The sequence below is a fragment of the Xanthobacter sp. YC-JY1 genome, assembly GCF_021730305.1.
In the GTDB taxonomy this organism is placed as follows: Bacteria; Pseudomonadota; Alphaproteobacteria; order Rhizobiales; family Xanthobacteraceae; genus Xanthobacter; species Xanthobacter flavus.
In genome coordinates, this window is the sequence record NZ_CP032674.1 from 3,035,985 (window position 1) to 3,055,058 (window position 19,074).

23 protein-coding genes are annotated in these 19,074 nt (G+C 66.3%); 9 read left to right on the forward strand and 14 right to left on the reverse strand.

What is annotated here, in order from left to right:
* Positions 1-4: 4 nt before the first annotated feature.
* From D7006_RS14125 to D7006_RS14190, 14 genes are all read right to left on the reverse strand, one after another.
* Entirely contained in the window at positions 5-997 is a 993-nt protein-coding gene (locus D7006_RS14125) for an aromatic/alkene monooxygenase hydroxylase subunit beta (RefSeq protein ID WP_237353487.1), read from the reverse strand.
* 16 nt (positions 998-1,013) lie between these two features.
* Positions 1,014-1,328 carry an MmoB/DmpM family protein gene (locus tag D7006_RS14130; RefSeq protein WP_237353488.1) on the reverse strand — a complete coding sequence of 105 codons (315 nt, stop codon included), beginning with the start codon at positions 1,326-1,328 and terminating at the stop codon, positions 1,014-1,016.
* A gap of 156 nt (positions 1,329-1,484) precedes the next feature.
* The gene (locus D7006_RS14135; RefSeq protein WP_237353489.1) at positions 1,485-1,820 is read right to left on the reverse strand and encodes a Rieske 2Fe-2S domain-containing protein; all 336 of its coding nucleotides are present in this window, start codon (positions 1,818-1,820) and stop codon (positions 1,485-1,487) included.
* A gap of 6 nt (positions 1,821-1,826) precedes the next feature.
* Positions 1,827-2,087 (reverse strand): toluene-4-monooxygenase system B family protein, encoded by a 261-nt coding sequence (locus tag D7006_RS14140; RefSeq protein WP_237353490.1) that lies wholly within the window; start codon positions 2,085-2,087, stop codon positions 1,827-1,829.
* 117 nt (positions 2,088-2,204) lie between these two features.
* A complete protein-coding gene (locus tag D7006_RS14145) occupies positions 2,205-3,701 on the reverse strand; it encodes a YHS domain-containing protein (protein ID WP_237353491.1) in 1,497 nt (498 codons plus the stop codon).
* Positions 3,702-4,229: 528 nt separating this feature from the next.
* A complete protein-coding gene (locus D7006_RS14150; protein WP_237353492.1) occupies positions 4,230-4,883 on the reverse strand; it encodes an OmpW family protein in 654 nt (217 codons plus the stop codon).
* A 125-nt stretch (positions 4,884-5,008) separates the two neighbouring features.
* On the reverse strand, positions 5,009-6,064 hold the full coding sequence (locus tag D7006_RS14155) for an NADH:ubiquinone reductase (Na(+)-transporting) subunit F (protein ID WP_237353493.1): 1,056 nt from the start codon (positions 6,062-6,064) through the stop codon (positions 5,009-5,011).
* Positions 6,065-6,074: 10 nt separating this feature from the next.
* On the reverse strand, positions 6,075-6,443 hold the full coding sequence (locus D7006_RS14160) for a phenol hydroxylase subunit P4 (protein WP_237353494.1): 369 nt from the start codon (positions 6,441-6,443) through the stop codon (positions 6,075-6,077).
* Between the two features lie 10 nt (positions 6,444-6,453).
* Positions 6,454-7,968, reverse strand: a complete 1,515-nt coding sequence (locus D7006_RS14165) for an aromatic/alkene/methane monooxygenase hydroxylase/oxygenase subunit alpha (protein ID WP_237353495.1) — start codon at positions 7,966-7,968, stop codon at positions 6,454-6,456.
* A gap of 22 nt (positions 7,969-7,990) precedes the next feature.
* A complete protein-coding gene (locus tag D7006_RS14170; protein WP_024280165.1) occupies positions 7,991-8,263 on the reverse strand; it encodes an MmoB/DmpM family protein in 273 nt (90 codons plus the stop codon).
* Between the two features lie 26 nt (positions 8,264-8,289).
* Positions 8,290-9,279 carry a hypothetical protein gene (locus D7006_RS14175; protein WP_237353496.1) on the reverse strand — a complete coding sequence of 330 codons (990 nt, stop codon included), beginning with the start codon at positions 9,277-9,279 and terminating at the stop codon, positions 8,290-8,292.
* Between the two features lie 96 nt (positions 9,280-9,375).
* Positions 9,376-9,732 (reverse strand): phenol hydroxylase subunit, encoded by a 357-nt coding sequence (locus D7006_RS14180; protein WP_237353497.1) that lies wholly within the window; start codon positions 9,730-9,732, stop codon positions 9,376-9,378.
* A 155-nt stretch (positions 9,733-9,887) separates the two neighbouring features.
* Positions 9,888-10,718: an alpha/beta fold hydrolase gene (locus D7006_RS14185; protein ID WP_237353498.1), complete on the reverse strand. Its 831-nt coding sequence runs from the start codon at positions 10,716-10,718 to the stop codon at positions 9,888-9,890.
* 129 nt (positions 10,719-10,847) lie between these two features.
* Entirely contained in the window at positions 10,848-11,567 is a 720-nt protein-coding gene (locus tag D7006_RS14190; RefSeq protein WP_237353499.1) for a GntR family transcriptional regulator, read from the reverse strand.
* 228 nt (positions 11,568-11,795) lie between these two features.
* On the opposite strand from D7006_RS14190, the gene D7006_RS14195 reads away from it, so the two are divergent.
* The 9 genes from D7006_RS14195 to D7006_RS14235 all read left to right on the forward strand — a co-directional run bounded on the left by D7006_RS14195 (position 11,796) and on the right by D7006_RS14235 (position 19,059).
* Positions 11,796-12,287, forward strand: a complete 492-nt coding sequence (locus D7006_RS14195) for a 2Fe-2S iron-sulfur cluster-binding protein (protein WP_237353500.1) — start codon at positions 11,796-11,798, stop codon at positions 12,285-12,287.
* 66 nt (positions 12,288-12,353) lie between these two features.
* Positions 12,354-13,274 carry a catechol 2,3-dioxygenase gene (locus tag D7006_RS14200; RefSeq protein WP_237353501.1) on the forward strand — a complete coding sequence of 307 codons (921 nt, stop codon included), beginning with the start codon at positions 12,354-12,356 and terminating at the stop codon, positions 13,272-13,274.
* Between the two features lie 7 nt (positions 13,275-13,281).
* Positions 13,282-13,704, forward strand: a complete 423-nt coding sequence (locus D7006_RS14205; protein ID WP_237353502.1) for a heme-binding protein — start codon at positions 13,282-13,284, stop codon at positions 13,702-13,704.
* Between the two features lie 41 nt (positions 13,705-13,745).
* Positions 13,746-15,257 (forward strand): 2-hydroxymuconic semialdehyde dehydrogenase, encoded by a 1,512-nt coding sequence (locus D7006_RS14210; RefSeq protein ID WP_237353503.1) that lies wholly within the window; start codon positions 13,746-13,748, stop codon positions 15,255-15,257.
* A gap of 18 nt (positions 15,258-15,275) precedes the next feature.
* Positions 15,276-16,079, forward strand: coding sequence for a 2-keto-4-pentenoate hydratase (locus D7006_RS14215; RefSeq protein ID WP_237353504.1), 804 nt, complete (start codon positions 15,276-15,278; stop codon positions 16,077-16,079).
* Positions 16,080-16,123: 44 nt separating this feature from the next.
* Entirely contained in the window at positions 16,124-17,065 is a 942-nt protein-coding gene (locus D7006_RS14220; RefSeq protein ID WP_237353505.1) for an acetaldehyde dehydrogenase (acetylating), read from the forward strand.
* A complete protein-coding gene (gene dmpG / locus D7006_RS14225; protein WP_237353506.1) occupies positions 17,065-18,099 on the forward strand; it encodes a 4-hydroxy-2-oxovalerate aldolase in 1,035 nt (344 codons plus the stop codon). Before D7006_RS14220 ends, dmpG begins: the two co-directional genes overlap by 1 nt.
* Positions 18,096-18,866: a 2-keto-4-pentenoate hydratase gene (locus D7006_RS14230; protein WP_237353507.1), complete on the forward strand. Its 771-nt coding sequence runs from the start codon at positions 18,096-18,098 to the stop codon at positions 18,864-18,866. Before dmpG ends, D7006_RS14230 begins: the two co-directional genes overlap by 4 nt.
* Positions 18,867-18,870: 4 nt before the next feature.
* Complete coding sequence (locus D7006_RS14235) at positions 18,871-19,059, forward strand: 2-hydroxymuconate tautomerase (RefSeq protein ID WP_237353508.1); 189 nt, start codon at positions 18,871-18,873, stop codon at positions 19,057-19,059.
* The last annotated feature ends 15 nt before the right edge of the window (positions 19,060-19,074 follow it).

A 19,074-nucleotide genomic window follows, 5' to 3' on the forward strand; every position in this document is an offset into this window, starting at 1 on the left:
CCGGTCAGGCGCCGAGGCCGAGGCCGCGGCGATAGGCTGCGACCGCCGCCTTGGCCACGTTCGCCCCGTCGCGGGCGTCGGGCAAGCGGGAGCTGTAGGCGTCGATGGCGGCATCGCCCAGCGGCGCCCATTTGGCGAGCCCGTCGTTGAGCACCTGGCGATTGCCCTCGGTCTCAAGCATCAGGGCTACCAGCGCCGAGGTCCAGCGGCGGTGCCGGTCGGCATCGAGGAGTTGCGCATCACACAGCAGGCCGAGCAGGGTGTCGCCATTGTGCCGCGCCGCCTGGCCGAGCCCGCGCAGCACCGCTTCCTCCAGCGCCGGGCGAGCGACGAGGTTCATGGCCACGAAGTGCTCGCCCCACTCATAGGTGGCAAGGCCCTTCTCCACCAGCTCACGGAACCCTTGCCAGGCGGAATCGGTCTCCCAGATCGTCTGCTCGCCGGTGCCGAAGCCGTGATCGTCGAAGCTCTTGGCGAGTTCGCGGGTCCGGTAGGCGGTGTGGGTGAGCCAGCGCAGTGAATCCGCCGTCTGATAGGTGGCGACATTGGAGATGGTGGAGGCCGGCGCCATCTGGCACAGATAGGCGGAGCCCATCTGCAGCGTGTGGAACAGGTAGCGCACCGGCGTGTAGATGCGCGCAAGGTGGCGCACCCAGGAGCGCTCAAGCATCGCGTCGTGGCCGCGCTCGGAGAACTGGTCGAACAGGCCGAAGACGTAGTTCTCCTGCCCGTCCTGGAGCATGTTGTAGGTGCGATAGACCATCTCGTCGGGATCGCGGAAGGCGTTCCAGTCGGGATGAACCAGCGGGCTGGCGTTGCGGTAGGTCTTGTACCACTTGGCCGGCGGGAAATCCGGGTCGAGTTCGAACGGCGCGTCAGGCCGGTCGGTGGTGTAATGGAGGTTGGTGGAGACGATCTCGTATTCGCTCGGCTTGCGGCGGCGGGCGGCGAGATGGCTCCAGGTCTTCAGCGGCTGGGCGATTGCGGGCTGGTTCATCGTCTTCCCTCCCGGGTCAGAGTGTTTTTTCGTAGTAGAAACGGACGTGATCCTCGGTCATCTCGATGCGTCCGGCGAAGGAGCCGAGGTTGATCTCCAGTTCTTGCATGCGGAATGGCCGGCCGAGCGTGCGCTCCAGCGTCGCCCGACGCAGGATCATCTCGCCCTCGGCCTCGATGCGCACGTAGGCGAGCTTGTCATCCACGTTGATGGTCTTGCCGGGATTGTCCTCTTCGGCCGCCTCGATGACGCCGGCCGTAAGCGGGCCGGCGCGCAGGATGGGGCCGACCCGGTTGTTGCGGTAGCCATTGGCCACGTCCTTGACTGTCACGTTGGTCTCCTCCCGATGTTTTCGTTGCAGCCCTCGGCTGTCGGCCGGAGCCCTGGGTCTTGGGTCTTGGGGCGACTGGGTCCGCGGTGTGTGCTGTCTTCGCTCAGGCGCCGCGCGGGCATTTCTGCGCTGCTTTCGCTCAGGCGCCGCGCGGGCTTAGGTGTGGGCGAAGCGGGGCTCGACGCCTTCGGTCGAGACCAGGATGGATTCGCCCACCACCTTCACCGGATATTCGGCGAGGTGGCAGTCCTTCGGGTTCACGCCCCGCCCGGTGCCGGCATCGAAGGTCCATTGGTGGGCGCGGCACATGAGAACCCCACCCTCCAGCTTGCCCTCCGAGAGAGGAATGTCCTGGTGCGGGCAGATGCCCTGGAAGGCGCGGATGTCGCCGCCCTCCGGCCAGACGAGCAGGATCACCTGCCCATCCACCTCCACCTCCGCCATGTCCCCTTCCCAAAGGTCGTCGAGCGTCGCCGCAAGCTTGAAACTCATGATCCCTCACGCATCGCAGAAGATGAACTCAAGGGTTTCCATCGGGCGAATGCCGCTTTCGGCGAGCCGCATCTCCCGCGGAAAGAAATCCGCGTCACCCTGGCGGCGCACCCGGACCACCTTGTCGGGCCGCGGCGCAACGCGCACGCCCACAGAGTGACCGGCGGCGGCCGCGGCGACCTCATCCATGGTGTTTTCGGTATCAACGGGCACAAGCAGCAGCACGAAGTCGTGCTGGAAATTGGAGATGACGGGGAACAAAGCCATGACGGGCTCCTTGTCCGGCCGATGTGGCCCTATGGGTTGAAATGCGCGCACCGCCCCGCGCCGCGGCGAAGGCCGCCGCGGCCGTACCGGCACCCGCAACGTTCGTGCGCGACGCGCCTATTCGGCGGCCATGCGGCCCCGGTAGGCATCCACCCAGGCGTAGCCGTGGGCATCGTCGCCGCACTCGCCGGGCTGGAGGTTCATGTAGGTGAGCGCGCCCAGGAGGTCGGCAGGCTGGATCTGACCGGCGAGGAACCGATCCACCAGCGACATGTGTCCGCGGTAGCGCTTCGGATCCTGCTCGAAGATCCAGCGGTCGATCTCGGAATTGAAGTGGTAGAGCCGCCCGTCATAGTTGAGCGGATAGTCTTTCACGTTCCAACCGTTGCCCGGAATGGCGCAGATCGGGATCTGGCTCATGTTGCACACGATGGGCAGGGTCTGCGGCAGGGTGCGCTCGGGATGGCCGGCGACGAGATTGTCGATGATGACGTCCCACGCCTTGCCGAACGTGTCGTTCCAGCCGGGATATTTTTCCTCCAGCCAGTCGCGGCAATCGGGCGTCACGCCCGCCGCCGGGTTCCACCACAGGGTCGGCCGCCAGAACCACAGGCCCATCTGGTAGGCGTGGTGCTGATAGTCGAATTCCGCGATCATCTTGTCCCAATACCAGGGCAAATCGAGGCCGAGGTCGAGCAACGAGCGCTCGAACTGGTCGACGATCCACTCCTGCATGAATTCCTTGAACGATTGCTTCCGGTGATGGAGCGGCGTGTTGTAGTCCATCGACGGGCCGGTGAGGATGCAGAAGATCCGCCAGGCACGGCCAATGGCGATATCCACCAGCTTCTGCGCCTCCGCCTTGCGGCCGTTAGAAATCAGCACCTGGAGCGCCGGGCCGCCGATCTGCGCATGGCGGGATTCGTCCGTCTGGATCGAGGAGATCAGGCTCGAGAAGGTATAGTCGCCGGCCTCCGCCGCATCGGCCGCGAGTCCGAGGAACTGCATATTGGTGAAGCCGGTCTCGAAGGCGAAGGTCAGCATCACCGCGATCTCGGTGGCGCTCCTCGCCATGAACAGGTCGTCGAAGGCGTGACGCGCCGCGATCGCCGCCCATTCATTGGTGTGGTAGGCCTTGTGGCCCCAATCGAACTGGCGGTCCTTCGGGCAGTATTCGTGCGGGAAGAAGAGCTGCAGCTGGGCGTGGCGGTTCTCGTCCATCATGCCGAAGGTGGCCATGTTGCGCATGCCCGGCGCGCGGCCGAAGCGGGCCATGCGGGCCTCCGCGCTCATCGCCGCATATTCGCCCAGCGCAATGGCGCCGTAGTGCGACTTCAGGATCGAGCGCCAGCCCGGGTCGGCATCCTCGAAGATGCGGCTGCGCTGCAGCGCGGCCTTCACCGAATAGGCGCCGGCATCCTTCTCGCGCTGGACGCTGACATATTCGGGGAAGGAGGTCTTGTAGGGCTCGTCATAGACCTCCCACTTCTCCCCCGGCACCCCCTGCGCCCCGGTCATGACGTCCGGGAAGAGGTCTTCATCGGTGACGAATTTCGGCGTCCAGTTGGTGGAGCGCGCGATGTCGTACCACTCGGATCGATCGAGCAATGCCATGGCTTCTTCCTTGGGCTTGTCTGTTTTGCGGACGTGTCAGTTGTTCGGACTTGTCGTTTATTGGGAGCCGGAGAGCTTCCGCCACCGATCTCCCTTCGTTGAGCAAGATGAATGCCAGCATCCGGGGGCAGACCTGCGATTTCGCTGCGCAGCATTCGACCCGCGGCGCCATTTCAATTCACCTTCAATACTTTCCGCGAGCGCGAGCCCAATTTTCGCAGCTTCCCGGAGCCAGCGGTTGCGGCGCACACGAAAGCCGCTCCTCGCCGCCCTGCCCCCAAGTCTTCGAATTGGTGAAAATCGGTCGATGTCCCGATGAGCCATTTCACTATTTCATCAAATGCACAGCTCAGCATTCGGATTGACCGGGAGAAGCGGCGCTTTCCGGCTACAACCATGGCTTCAGCCCCGGCCAATACGCTGTTATCAAGCATATGCCGGCAGCATGAAGAGACATGGCGAACGGTTCTAGGTTCTGCGAATACGTCTATACATTCACAGTCCGCCGTTCCCCGCCCACTTTCCGCCTCAGAAGCGGTAGGTCACACCCGTGAACAGCACCAGTGGATCGAGCTTCACGTCGGCGGCGATGGGCATGCCGCCGAGGGTTCCCGTGGCGTCCACGGTCAGGTAGAGCTTCTTCACATCGAAGAAGACCGCCCAGTTGCGGGCGAGGATGTAGTCGACGCCGGCTTGTAGCACGAAGGCGGGCGCGCCGTTCACCGACAGGTTCTGCACCGTTCCGGACTTGGAATTGAAGATAAGGCCATAGCCCAGGCCGGCGCCGACATAAGGCTGGATCGGGCCGAAATTCTTGAAATGATAATGGGCGGTCACGGTCGCCGGGCCATAGGTGACCTTGCCGAGAGTGCCGAGGGCGGTCGCCGTTCCCGTCCCCGTCAGGCTCGTGGTGGGCGGATAGCCACCCGTCAGGCTGACGGCGATGTTGTCGGTGAAGAAATAGCCGACCTCGAACAGGGCGGTGACATTGTTGTCCGCATGGGCGGACGCGCCGGTCACGGGGCCCATGGAGGAGGTGATGGTGGCACCGGAATCGAACAGCACGCCGCCGACGCCGAGCCGCACATACCAGGACGGGTCCGGCAGCGGCGTCGCGGTCGCAGGCGCCGTGGCGAGATCGGCCGCGTGGGCACCGGCCGGCAGGGCGATTGCCGCTGCCACTCCGGCCGCTCCGACGAGGAGCGATCGCCATCCCATGTTCCCCAAATTCCTCATATCCCCCTCCAAGTTCATTGCCTTGCCGCGCCGTGCGTGATGCCGACCCGTGCCGATTGAACCCATGCCCGTCAGATGCCCCGGAAGACCGGGCTCTTCTTCTCCGCGCCGTCCGAGGCTGTCAGGAACCGCTCAGTGAAGATGTGTTTCTCGAACAGCCGCCCGCGCATCAGCGCGCCGATGGAGGCCTCGATCATCGGTGGAGGGCCACACAGATAGGCGCTCTGCCCCTCGAACGTGCCGTCGAACACGTGCTCCGCCACCTCATGCACGAATCCGCGCGCGCCGGCCCATCCGCTCCCGTCCGGCTCGGCCGAGAGCACCGGCACGTAGCGGAAATGAGGGTGGCGCCGCACCAGGTCCTCGAACAGCGCGCGATCGTAGAGGTCGAGCTCGGCCCGCACCCCGTGGATGAGCGTGATGGGTGCGCTCCAGCCCTCGGCGAGGAGGTCGAGAACCATCGACCGGGGGCTCGACACGCCGGTCCCGCCGGCGAGGAACAGCAGCGGCCCGCCGCGGCTCTTGCGCACGAAAAAACGGCCATAGGGGCCGGAGAAGCGCACCCGGTCGCCCACCTTGAGCTGATCGTGCAGGAAAGCCGTGCCCTGCCCGCCCGGAACGCGGCGGATCTGCAGGTCCACATGCTCCCGCTCATGCGGCGGGTTGGCGATGGAAAAGGCGCGGGTGCCCGCGACCGTGGGAATGTGCAGGTTGATATATTGACCCGCCTGGAAATCCATGGCGCCGTCGAGGGCGAGGCGGATGCCCTTGACGTCGTGAGTGAGATCCGCGATCGCCGCCACGGTGGCGTCGTAGTCCGCCACGGGAATGCGACGCTGGTCGGGATCCTCGTCGACTTCCGCCTCGATCACCACGTCTTCGAGGAGCCGGGCGGTGCATGCGAGCGTCTTGCCGCCCGCCCGCTCGAAATCCATCAAGGCGAACGGCGAGGCCTCGGCATGGTCCACCTGGCCGTCCACCACGTCCACCTTGCAGGTGCCACAGAGGCCGTGACCACAGGCGTGGGGCAGCCAGATGCCAGCCCTGAGGCAGGCATCGAGAATGGTCTGCCCGTCCGCGACAGTGATGACCTCGCCCAAGGGCTCAATGGTTAGCTCGTGCCCCATGCCCGCCGCCTCAGTTCGCCGAGCCCTTCCAGCCATGGAGGCCGGGGGTCTTGAAGCGCAGGAGGGATTTGTGCCCGAGGCCGTTGGCTTCGAGGGATAATGAGAGGTCAGGCACCATCCGCACCCCGTCGATCTGCCACTCAACCTTGCTCCAGTCGATGCGAGCGGCATCGGGGTGGGCGGCATAGGCCGGCGCGATCACATCGGACACCAGCGCGCCGAACGACAGCGTTGGCGGCAGCGGAAAGGCGATGGCTGCGCAGAACGACAGATGATCTTCCCAATGCACATAGACGAGGATGTTGCCGTGGAAGTTCTTGCGCGCATCCCGCACCGTCACGTGATCAAGATACTCGGCCGTATCAAGGGCGTTGAGCATGGCCTTCTCCTCAGCCTGCGGCCCGCGCCGCGGCGGCGTGCCAGTCGTTCCAGAGCTTTTCGTCGGGGGAGCCGACGTAATCCATGTTGTCGGCACCGGCATTCAGTCGATACCAGGCGAGCACATCCGGAATGCTGGCCCCGCCGCAATTCCCCTGGAAGATCTGCTGCACGGGCATCCAGGCCTGGACATACTTCTGGGGCTCGGCGTCGAAGATATCCTTGCAGCCGTCCGAACAGAAATGGTAGGTCTCGCCCTCAACTTGGGAGCAGCGGAACGCGATCTTCGTCGGGTCGCCCGGCTCGGTGTAGACCATCGGGATCTGGCAGACCTGACAGAGCTGCGGCAGGGAATTGTTGTAGAACCGCTGGCCCTGCTTCTCCATCTCCGCCCACATCTCGAAACGCGGACGATAGTATTTGTCGAAGGTGTTCGGGTATTTCTCCGACAGCCAGTCCATGTGCGCACGATCGGGCATCCAGGTGTGGAAGGCCGCGGCGTGGGTGTACTGGTAGAAGGTGGCCCAGTTCTGGTGCGAGATGTGCTCGGCGTCGGCGGTGGCGACGTCGGCATATTTCGGCACTTTCAGGCCGTAGCGGGCGAGATCGGTGAAGAGGGAGCCGCCGGCCTCGGTGAAGTAGATTTCCCAGGCCTCCTTCCAGCTCATCACCTTCTTCGGCAGCATGTAGTCCATCATCATGGCCACGAGGCCGAGCACGCGGTGGCCGCGCCAGAACCACTTGTCCACCCAACGCTGCACGATGGGCAGGTTGTCCGCATCCTGCTCCAGCAGGAACTTGATGACCTCGATGCCGAGCGTCATGTGGCGGCTCTCGTCCGACTGGGCGGAAAAGCCGAAGGTTACGGTGGACATGTCACCGTTGTAGGCTGCCCCCGACATGAACGGCACGAACAGGAGGTTCGTCAGCACGTACTCGAAGGCAAACCCGATGGCGATCATGTATTCGAACGGGCCCGCCGTGCGCGCATCATCGAAGAACGACTTGGGCACGGAGAGGTACCACACCCGGTCGTGCATGTGGCGGAACTCGGAAAGCCCGTCGAAATACTTGTTGTAGTGGCTGATGGTGTGGATCTGCGTCTGCACGTGCCGCAGTTCGTCCAGCGACTGCATCTGCGCGGCGACGCGTGGACCGACCCCGCGCAGGTGGCGTCCGGCGAAGGCGAACCCGCGGTGCGCCTGGTATTCGAGCGGCGACACACCGGTGAGGAACAATTTCAGGACGTTGGTGTAGCGCGCATCGGAGATGCCGGTCTGCCCGTTATTCTGCGCGAAGGCGTCGAGCACGGCGTAGAGCTTGCGCTCCTTCTCGCCCTGGAACTTCCAGTAGGCATCCATGGTGAGCCGGAAGGGATCCTCCCAGGCCGACCAGTCCTTGATCTTGATGCCCTCGAAGCGATCGTAGGGAAACACCTTGTCCATGGGCTGGTAGGTGGTCTCCCAGTCGAGCCCGCGGGTCATCAGGGCGTAACGCTGCTTCAGGCCGAGCTTCTTCGGTGTCATGCCGTGGTCCTTCCGCAAAAGCTCAATGCTTCCAGCTGAGGGTGAAATGGTCGTCGTCCTCATCGAGGTTGCCGGCCATGGAGACGATGACGAGCTGCAGCTCCTGCGGGTCCCAGGCGCGGCCGATGCGCGCTTCAACTGAAGCACGGCGCACCACCAACTCGTCATCGCGGTCGAGCTTGACGGCACCGGGCATGTTGAGCACCCGGCAGCCCGGATTGTCGGCGAGGATCGCCTCGATGATCGGCCGGGCGTCGTCATTGTGGAGAAGGGTAATGGAGGCGATCTGGGCCATGAGCGGTGATCCTTGGCGAGCTTTCGTCAGAGCGTGAGGCCGAGCCGGGCGGCGCGCGCGCGGGCGGCAGAGGCGGCAGTCACGGCCGCGGCACCCTCCCCCGTGAGCAATCCCGACAACGCCACGCCGGCCGCCTCCGCGCGATCGATCCAGTAGCGCGCCCAGGCCGAGACAAGGGCCGCGTTCTCGGCGCTCTCGGCCGCCACGACCTTGATGACGTGATCGGACCACTTGCCCTCTTCGGCGGCCCAATCGGCCATGAACTCGGTGAGCATCGCGACGGGGATGGTGACCGGACCGAAGGCGGCTTCGGTGCAGGCGTAGACGAGATCGAGCAACACCGCGTTCACGCCGAGCGCCTGCGCCACGAACAGCTGGAACCAGTCGCGTTCCACAAGGGTGTCCTCAATGAGCTGGCGCACGCCTTGCCATTCGGGCGCGTTCATCCAGGCCGCCTTGGCGGTGTCGAGCGACGTGCCGGTATGGCGGTCGATGACGAGGCCGATGCGCGAGACGATCTGGGCCATGCCGAGGTGATCGCCGGCGGAGAAGATGCTGGGCGCCGTCACCGCCGTGCCGTAGCCACGCTGGCAGATCTCCGTCATGTTCATGTTGGCGCCCCAGTGCAGGTGGCGCACCGGCAGCAGCCCGGCCACGAGCTTCGCCTTCAGTCCGTCGTCGGCCCTGGCGAAGAGATCGCGTTCCTCGACAAAGGTGAAATTGCGCTCCACCGCCTGGTTCATGTTGGCGCGGGCAATATTGTAGGCACCGTAATAATATTGACGGGGGTCGAGCAACGCATACCAGTCCCGCATCACGACCTCGGTCTTGCGCGGGTCGTAGATGTTGAACTGGGGCTCCCACAGGGGCCGATAATGAAAATGATCGGTGGGCTGGAGGTCGAAGGTTGCCTCCTGGTAGCGTGACGCCGGCTTGTCGCCGCCAAGGCGCCGTGCCACGTGACCGAACGTCTGCCGCCTCGGCTCCAGGTCGATGGTCTTGATCTGAACAGTCACCACGTCCTCCAATAGAGCCACTCGAGGGCCCGATATTGCTTTCATCCGGCGTCTTCTCGCGCTCGGTTTACTTCTGTTTGCTTGGACGGGAGCGATCTACAGGCGCTCGTCCTGTGCAGCGCCCGTCACCGTGCGCTGCAACAGTCCCGGCTGGCCGGCCCGCCATGCCATCTGCTCGATAGCCCCGGACGTCTGCGCATCGAGCGCCGACACCGCCGCGCCGCGCAACTGGCAGAATTCCTCGAAGGCCCGCGCCGGCAAGATCAGCTCAACGGCCAGGTCACCGCCATAGAGGGCGAACTCGAATTCGACGAAGCGGCCAAGACGCGTGCCCAGGATGCGGACCCGGGCCTGCATCGGATCGCCGGCCGGAGATTCAGCGGAGGCCGCTGTGCCGGCGTCGGGAGCGCCGGCATGGCCGGAGCCACCGCCCTGCGAGAGGGAATGAGCCAATGTCCCGCCTCCCCGGAATGAGCGGGGCCCACCTTTTGGGGCCCATCGTTGTTGTTTTGGTTATCGGCGCCGCTGATTTCGATGTCAACGATAATTTCGAGAAAATCGAAATTACCGAACTTATTCCTGCAACTCGAAACATGGCGGCGTGCGCGTCAAGCTCCCTCGCCCAGGAAATCAGCGACGAGACGATTGAACCGGCCGGCCTGCTCAATCTGGGTCCAGTGGCCGCAGCGGCCGAACACATGCAGTTGCGCGCGATCGATGAGATCGGCGAGGCGCAGCGAGACGTCGAGGGGTATCACCCGGTCCTCGCGGCCGTGGACGATCAGCACCTCATGCGGCAACGCGCGGATCTGCGCCTCGCTGCTCGCCAGCGCATCGAGATGCCGCTGGCGTGGTGCCGGGAACATAGCGGAGAAGCTCTCCTGGAATCCGGGGCGGATGGAGGCCCGGAAGCGCAGCTCGGCGAGTTCATCCGTAACGAGGCCGCGGTCGAACGCGAAGACATCCAAGAGTGCCCGCATGGCCGCGAATGAGGGCTCATAGCCCCACACTTTCTCCAGCCCCTCGGAGATGGGAAAGGACAGCCCGACACTGCCCATGAGCACCAGCCGGCGAACCCGCGCGGGATGCGCCACCGCCAGCGCCAGCCCGATGGCACCGCCGAACGAATTGCCGACGATATCCACCCGCTCCAGCCCCAGCGCGTCCATCAGGTCGAGCACCTGCCGGACCCAGATCTCGCGGGTCCACGCGAGACCGGCTGGCCGGTCGCTGAAGCCGAAGCCCACCATGTCGGGCGCGACCACGCGGAAGCGTTCCGACAGCGCGGGGATGATACCGCGCCAGTTGGCCCAGGCCGACACGCCCGGACCCGAGCCGTGAATCAGCAGCACGGGCGCGCCGCTGCCGCGATCATGCACATTGGTCGCGAAGGCGCCGGTGCGCACGCTGGCGCCGATCTCCGGATTATCGTCAGGCATGGGACACCCCTTCTTGTCGCGCGGCCGATCGCCGGCACGCGCGCGCCAGCACATCCCGCGCGCCGTCCGGCGCCGGAGCAGGTCGAAAAATGCGAGAATCGGACGGCGCGCCCCGCTCGGGGCGCCAGATCAGGTGAGCGCGGGTAGGTTGCGGCTCAGCAGGGCGAGGGTCTTGTCGATGTGCTCGGCCTCGAGGCGGCAGGCCAGATCCACATTGCGGGCCAACGCGGCTTCGAGAATGGCCTTATGCTCGGCATGCACGTCGCGCGGCTCGAAGCGGGCGGCGAGCGATATGCGGCGATAGCGCTCCGATTGCTGGAAGAGAATGCCGTGCATGTGCTTCACCCAGCGCGACGGGCAGGCGCCGATCAGCGTGAAATGGAAGTCGCGGTTGCGCGCCTCGAACTCGTCGCGCAACTCGGTGGATTCGGCCTTCTCCTCCACCAGTTTCTCCTCCACCTTCGACAGACGGTGATAGGCGCCCACCAGCGCCCCCTCCCAGGCGTCATCGCCGAAGATGATGGATTGGCGCAGCGCCTCGATCTCCACCAGCTTCCGTGCGGCGGTGAGGTCGGCGAAGTCGTCCAGGGAGATCTCCGCCACCCGGAAGCCACGCTGCTCCTCCGAGGTCACCAGCGCCTCGCCCACCAGCCGCGTCAGCGCTTCGCGCAGGGTGGACGCGCCGACGCCGTAGCGCTCGCGCAGCATCTCGAAGCGCAGCTTGAGGCCCGGGGGCAACGCCCCGGTCAGAATGTCCTGGCGGAGAGTCTCGTAAGCGGCCTCGACGAGGCTGCGCGCGCCAACCACCTTCGCCTGGCGGCCGGCGACCTCCGCTGCATTCTTTTCCATGGTGAACCTGTCCTCGGCGGGCGATCGCGTCGGAGCGTCGATCGCGCCTGACGATAGCGCGCGTCGATTTTTTTCTCAAGATCGCGACATCTCCATAATGACGAATATTCAATAAAAAACGTGAAAACAAAAAATCTCGAAAATTTATTGACACCCTCGCTGGAGCCGGCGCATATGCAGGGCAACACGGCCCGAAAGTGGCCGGACCCGAGGAAACGGAAGGGTGCGATGACCGATCTACTCCCAACCGCCGGACGCAATGGCGACTCCACAAGCACAACGTTGGGCCGTTGCTTCGGCGGTTGCGCGGAAAGCTGCCCGCTCGCCGGGCTCGGCCGCTGTTCCGGCGGCACGTCGGCGGCTCCTGAAACGCCGGCTACGGCGCGCCGGGTGACGGTCACCATCGAGGGTCACGGCAGCGCGTCCGTCAGCACGGAGGAGCGGCTCCTGGTGGCGCTTGAGCGGGCCCGGGGGCTCGGCCAGATCACCGGGCTCCCGCGCAAGCTGCCGGTCGGCTGTCGGCGCGGCGGCTGCGGCATCTGCCGCGCCCAGGTGATCGCTGGAGACTATCGGCGCGCCCCCATGAGCCGGGAGCACGTCTCTCTGTCCGATGAAGCCGAGGGCGTCGTCCTGACGTGCGCGATCTACGCGCAAAGCGATTTGATGCTGCGGCTCGATGCCCGGCTGCCCGCCAGACGAAACTGCGACGGCAATGACTAGCTCGCGGATCGGGCCACCAAGATGCGCCAGTCACATTTGGCGACAAAACGAGGGAGGAGAGCATTCATGGCGCACACGGGCGTTCTGAGACCTGGCTTCATTCAGTTGCGCGTGCTCGACATGCTGGCCGCCGTCGAACACTATTCCAAGCGGATCGGCCTGCATCAGGTTTCCGAAGAGGCGGACGGCCGCGTCTACCTGAAATCGGCTGACGAATTCGACCATCACAGCTTCGTCCTGCGCCGCGCCGACACCGCCGGCTTTGACCTCATGGCCTTCAAGGTCCGCACCGACGCCGACCTCGACGCATTCGAGCAACGCATCGTGGCTTACGGCTATCCGGTCGATCACGTGCCGGCCGGCGAACAGCCCGGCATCGGCCGCCGCATCGGCTGGACGCTGGCCTCCGGCCACCGCATCGAGTTGTTCGCCCACGCCGAGCAGTCCGATCCCAAGCCTAGCGCCCACAATCCGGACGTCTGGATCACCGAGCCGCACGGCATGCGCGCCCGCCGCTTCGACCATGCCCTGCTCTACGGGCCGGAAATCGAGAAGAACCTGGAATTCTTCGAGACCGTGCTCGATTTCCGCTGCGCCGAGCGCCTCGACATGCCGGACGGCGTGCTGGCCATCTGGCTCACCGCCGGCATGAAGGCGCATGACATCGCGTTCGTGAAATATCCCGAGCCCGGCAAGTTTCACCACGCCTCGTTCGAGCTGGAGAACTGGAACGACGTGGGCCACGCGGCCGATATCATCGCCCGCTACGACATCTCCATCGACATCGGCCCCACCCGCCACGGCATCACGCGCGGCCAGACCATTTATTTCTTCGACCCCTCCGGCAACCGGAATGAAGTCTTCACCGGCGGCTATACTTACTATCCCGACCACCCGACCCGCACCTGGGACCACGAACAGGTGGGCAAGGCCATCTTTTACTACGAGCGGGAGATGAACGAAGCCTTCCTCTCAGTGGTGACCTGAGACGGAGATGACGATCTCCCACGGCATCCGCAGCATCACCGCTGCGGCGGCCGCGCGCGCGGCCGAGGCGGCCCTCGCCTGCGGGGCCGGACGCGGAGCGGCGGTGGTCGCCGCGGTGGTGGACCATGGCGGGCACCTCCTTGCCTTGCTGCGGGCGGACGGTGCGTTCACCGCCTCGCTCGACATGGCCCGCGACAAGGCCTGGACCGCCGCCACCTTCGGCATGTCGACCGACCGCCTGTGCGCGCTGGTGGACGGCCATGAGGTGCTGCGCGACGGCATCGGCCACCGCCCGGGCGTCATCTTGTTCGGCGGCGGCACGCCCCTCCTGGAAGAGGGCCACCTGATCGGCGCCATCGGCGTGTCAGGCGGATCGGAAGACGACGACCGCGCATGCGCGGAGGCCGGGATCAAGGCTCTCGGTCTGTGAGGGCGGCTGGCGGCCGCCGGGTTCCAAGAGGAGAGGCAAGAATGTCGGTCCACCCGCTGCTCGAACGCAGGCCCCTCTCGCAATCGAGCGCGCGCCGCGACGCCGCGCACTTCATCGACGGCGAGTTCACCCAAGGCGCGACCGGCATGGGCTGGGACAATATCTGCCCGGTGGACGGCAGCCGCATCGGCCGCGTGCCGGAAGGCGGCCGCGCCGAGGTGGATGCGGCGGTGGCGGCGGCAGCCGCCGCCCTCGATGGCCCCTGGGGCCGGATGACGGTCACCGAGCGCACCGACCTCCTCGCAGAGGTGGCCGCGGGCATCGACCGCCGGTTCGACGACTTCCTCGAGGCCGAATGCCTCGACACCGGCAAGCCCATGTCGCTGGCCGCGCACATCGACATCCCGCGCGGCGCGGCCAACTTCAAGATGTTCACCGACGTGGCCAAGACCATCGCCACGGAATGCTTCCAGATGCCCACCCCCGACGGCGCCGGTGCGCTCAATTATGCCCTGCGCCGCCCGCGCGGCGTCATCGCCGTCATCTCGCCCTGGAACCTGCCGCTGCTGCTGATGACCTGGAAGGTCGGGCCGGCGCTGGCGCTGGGCAACACGGTGGTGGTGAAGCCCTCGGAGGAGACCCCCCTCACCGCCACCCTGCTCGGCGAAGTGATGAACGCGGTGGGCCTGCCCCGCGGCGTCTACAACGTGGTCCACGGCCTCGGCCCGCAATCGGCCGGCGAATTCCTGACGCAGCATCCGCGCGTGAACGGCATCACCTTCACCGGCGAGACGCGCACAGGCGAGGCCATCATGCGGCAGGCCGCCCATGGCATCCGCCCGGTATCGTTCGAACTGGGCGGCAAGAATGCAGCTCTCGTTTTCGCCGACTGCGACCTCGACAAGGCGGTGGAGGGCACGCTGCGCTCCGCTTTCTCCAATTGCGGGCAGGTCTGCCTCGGCACCGAACGGGTCTATGTGGAACGGCCCATCTTCGACGCCTTCGTCGCCCGCCTGAAGGCCGGCGCGGCGGCCCTTCGCCCCGGCCGTCCCGAGGACCCCGCGACCGGCATCGGTCCGCTGATCTCGAAGGAGCACCAGGACAAGGTGCTCGCCTATTACGCCCGCGCCGTGGAGCAGGGTGCGACCGTAGTGATGGGCGGCGGCGTGCCGCCCATGCCCGACGACCTTGCCAACGGCAATTGGGTCGAGCCGACCATCTGGACCGGCCTCGCTGACGACGCCGATTGCGTGACCCAGGAGATCTTCGGCCCCTGCTGCCACGTCCGCCCCTTCGATACGGAAGAGGAGGCGGTGCGCCTCGCCAACGCCACGCCCTACGGCCTCGCCGCCGCCGTGTGGACGGAAAGCCTCGCCCGCGCCCATCGCGTCGCCGAGTGCATGGAGGTTGGCATCTGCTGGGTGAACTCCTGGTTCCTGCGCGACCTGCGCACCGCCTTCGGCGGCGCCAAGGCCTCCGGCATCGGCCGCGAAGGCGGCGTTCACAGCCTCGAGTTCTACACCGAGATCAGCAACGTGTGCGTCAAGCTCTGAAAACCCGGAAATTCTCCAATGACCACATTGCAAGAGGCAGCCACCCAGGCGGCGATCCGCGAAGCCGCCGACCGCCTCCACGCCGCGGCGGCTAACGGCACGCCCACCGGTCCCATTCGCGACCTCCTCAGGGAAGGCGACGTAGACGCCGCCTATGCGGTGCAGCGGATCAACACGGAGCGGGCGCTTGCCGCCGGCCGCCGGCTGGTCGGCCGCAAGACCGGCCTCACCTCGGTCGCGGTGCAGCGCCAGCTCGGCGTGAACCAGCCCGACTACGGCATGCTGTTCGCGGACATGGCGCGGCCCGAGGGGCTCGACGTCGCCATCGCCGACGTGCTCCAGCCCAAGGCGGAGGCGGAGATCGCCTTCGTCCTCGGGCGCGACCTCGACGGCGAGCAACTCACCGTGGCGGACCTGTTCCGTGCGGTGGAGTATGCGGTACCGGCCATCGAGATCGTCGGCAGCCGCGTCGCCGGCTGGGACATCCGCATCACCGACACCATCGCCGACAACGCCTCTTCAGGCCTTTACGTGCTCGGGTCGCGGCCGACGCGGCTCACCGACTTCGATCCGCGCCTGTGCGGGATGGTGATGGAGAAGAAGGGCGAGCCAGTGTCGGTGGGCGCCGGCGCGGCCTGCCTCGGCTCGCCGCTTACCGCCATCTTGTGGCTGGCGAAGGTGATGGCGCGGGTCGGCCTGCCCATGCGCGCCGGCGACACCATTCTGTCCGGCGCCCTCGGCCCCATGGTCGCGGTGGAGGCCGGCGACGTGTTCGACGTGCGCATCGACGGCCTCGGCTCGGTGCGCGCAGCCTTCGCCTGAGGCGCACGACGCCTCCCCCTTGTCGATTGCGAGGAGTTGAGTGTATGGCAAAAATCAAGGCCGCGATCATCGGGTCCGGGAATATCGGGACGGACCTGATGATCAAGATCATGCGCATGTCGCGCCATCTGGAGATGGGCGCCATGGTGGGGATCGATCCGGCGTCCGACGGCCTCGCCCGGGCGGCGCGGCTCGGGGTGCCGGTGACGCACGAGGGGATCGAAGGCCTCACCCGCCTGCCCAATTACGCCGAGATCGGCGTGGTGTTCGATGCCACCTCCGCCAAAGCTCACATCGCCAATGACGCGGTGCTGCAGAAGGACGGCAAGAAGGTCATCGACCTCACCCCCGCCGCCATCGGCCCCTTCACCATCCCCGCCATCAATGGCGAGGCCAATCTCGACGCCTCCAACGTCAATATGGTCACCTGCGGCGGCCAGGCCACCATCCCCATGGTCCATGCCGTGCGCCGCGCCACCGACCGGGTGATCTGGGGCGAGATCGTCGCCTCCATCTCCTCGAAGTCCGCCGGTCCGGGCACCCGCGCCAATATCGACGAGTTCACCGAGACCACCTCGAAGGCTATCGAGGTGCTGGGAGGCGCCGAGCGTGGCAAGGCGGTCATCATCCTCAACCCGGCCGAGCCGCCCCTGATCATGCGCGACACTGTCTTCACCCTCTCGCAGGGCGGCACGCGCGAGGCCATCGAGGCCTCCATCCTGGAGATGGTCGAGACCGTGAAGGCCTATGTGCCCGGCTATCGCCTGAAGCAGAAGGTGCAGTTCGAGGAGATCGGGAACAACGCGCCCGTCCGCATCCCCGGCGTCGGTCCGGTGACCGGCCTCAAGACCACCATCCTGCTCGAGGTGGAGGGCGCCGCCCACTATCTGCCGGCCTATGCCGGAAACCTAGACATCATGACCTCGGCCGCCTTGGTCTCCGCCGACCGCTGGGCCGCCCGTTTCCTTGCGAAGGAGGCCGCGTGATGGCCCGCCCGAACCCGGACAAGCTCTACATCCAGGACGTCACCCTGCGCGACGGCATGCACGCCATCCGCCACCAGTACGACCTTGCCACCACCCGCGCCATCGCCCGGGCCCTGGACCGGGCCGGCGTCGACGCCATCGAGATCAGCCATGGCGACGGCCTCACCGGCGCTACCTTCAACTACGGCTTCGGCGCCCATGACGACCTGGAATGGATCGCCGCGGTGGCGGAGGAGTGCAGCCGCGCCGTCGCCACCGTCCTGCTCATTCCCGGCATCGGCACGGTGCATGATCTGAAGGCCGCCTATGAGGCCGGCGCCCGCTCGGTGCGGGTGTGCACCCACTGCACCGAGGCCGATGTCTCCCGCCAGCATATCGAGGCGGCGCGGGCGCTCGGCATGGACACGGCGAGCTTCCTGATGATGGCGCACATGATCCCGGCCGAGCGGCTGGCCGAGCAGGCGAAGCTCATGGAGAGCTACGGCTCGGAATGCGTCTACGCCACCGACTCCGCCGGCGCGCTGCTGCCGGAGGACTATACGCTACGCGTGAAGACGCTGCGCGACGCGCTGAAGCCCGAGACGGAGATCGGCGTCCACACCCACCACAACCTGACCCTCGGCGTCGCCAATGCCGTGGCGGGCATCGAGGCGGGGGCGGTGCGGGTGGATGCGTCGCTCGCCGGCATGGGCGCGGGCGCGGGCAACGCGCCGCTGGAGGCGCTCGTCGCAGTGCTGAACCGCAAGGGCATCGAGACCGGCTGCGATCTCAACATCCTCATGGACGCCGCCGACGACCTGGTGCGGCCGCTGCAGGACCGCCCCGTGCGGGTGGACCGCGAAAGCCTGTCGCTGGGCTATGCCGGCGTCTATTCCAGCTTCCTGCGCCACGCCGAGGCCGCCTCGAAGACCTACGGCGTCGACACCCGCGACATCCTCGCCGAACTCGGCCGCCGCCGCATGGTCGGTGGGCAGGAGGACATGATCGTCGATGTCGCCCTCGATCTCCTCAAGAGCCGGGGGGAAGCGGCATGACCAGCCTTGCGGGCATCGCCCAGATTGTCGACGAGGCGGCGCGCACCGCCACCCCTATCCCCCAGCTTACCGACAGCCAGCCCAGCCTAACGGTCGATGACGCCTATGCCATCCAGGCCCTCTCCGTCGCCCGACGCCGGGCACGGGGAGAGCGGCGGGCCGGGTTCAAGATGGGGCTCACCTCAAGGGCCAAGATGGCCCAGGTGGGCGTCAGCGAGGTGGTCTGGGGCCGCCTGACGGACGCCATGCGACTCGAGGAGGGCGCCGTGCTCCACCGCGCCCGCTACGTACATCCGCGCGTGGAGCCGGAGGTCGCCTACATTCTGAAGAAGCCGCTGGAGGGCGATGTTTCGGCGGCGGAGGCGCTCGCCGCCGTCGAGGCCGTGGCCCCGGCCATGGAGATCATCGACAGCCGATACCGCTGCTTCAAGTTTGCCCTGCCGGACGTGATCGCCGACAACTCCTCCTCCTCGGGCTTCTATGTGGGAGGCTGGGCGCCGGCGACGAGCGACGTTGCCAATCTCGGCATCCTCATGGAGGTTGACGGTCGCCCGGTGCAGGTGGGCTCCACCGCCGCAATCCTCGGCAACCCCATCCGCAGCCTCGTCGCAGCGGCCCGGCTGGTGGCCAAGGCGGGGGAAAGGCTGGAGGCGGGCGACATCGTGCTCGCCGGCGGTGCCACGGCGGCCTATCCGTTGACGCCGGGACAGTTCGTCCAGACCACGTTCCAGTCCCTGGGACGGCTTTCCTTCCACGTGGAGGCGTGACGCCATGCCCATCATCGAGATCACCATGATTGAGGGCCGTCCGTTCGAGAAGAAGAAGCGCATGGTAAAGGAGGTGACGAACGCCGTCGTCGCCTCTCTCGACGCCCCGCGCGAGGCGGTGCGCATCATCATCCGCGAGGTGCCCGCCTGGCACTTCGCCGCCGCCGGCGTGGTTAAGGGCGAGCCGGAATAGGGTTGCCGCCCCCCT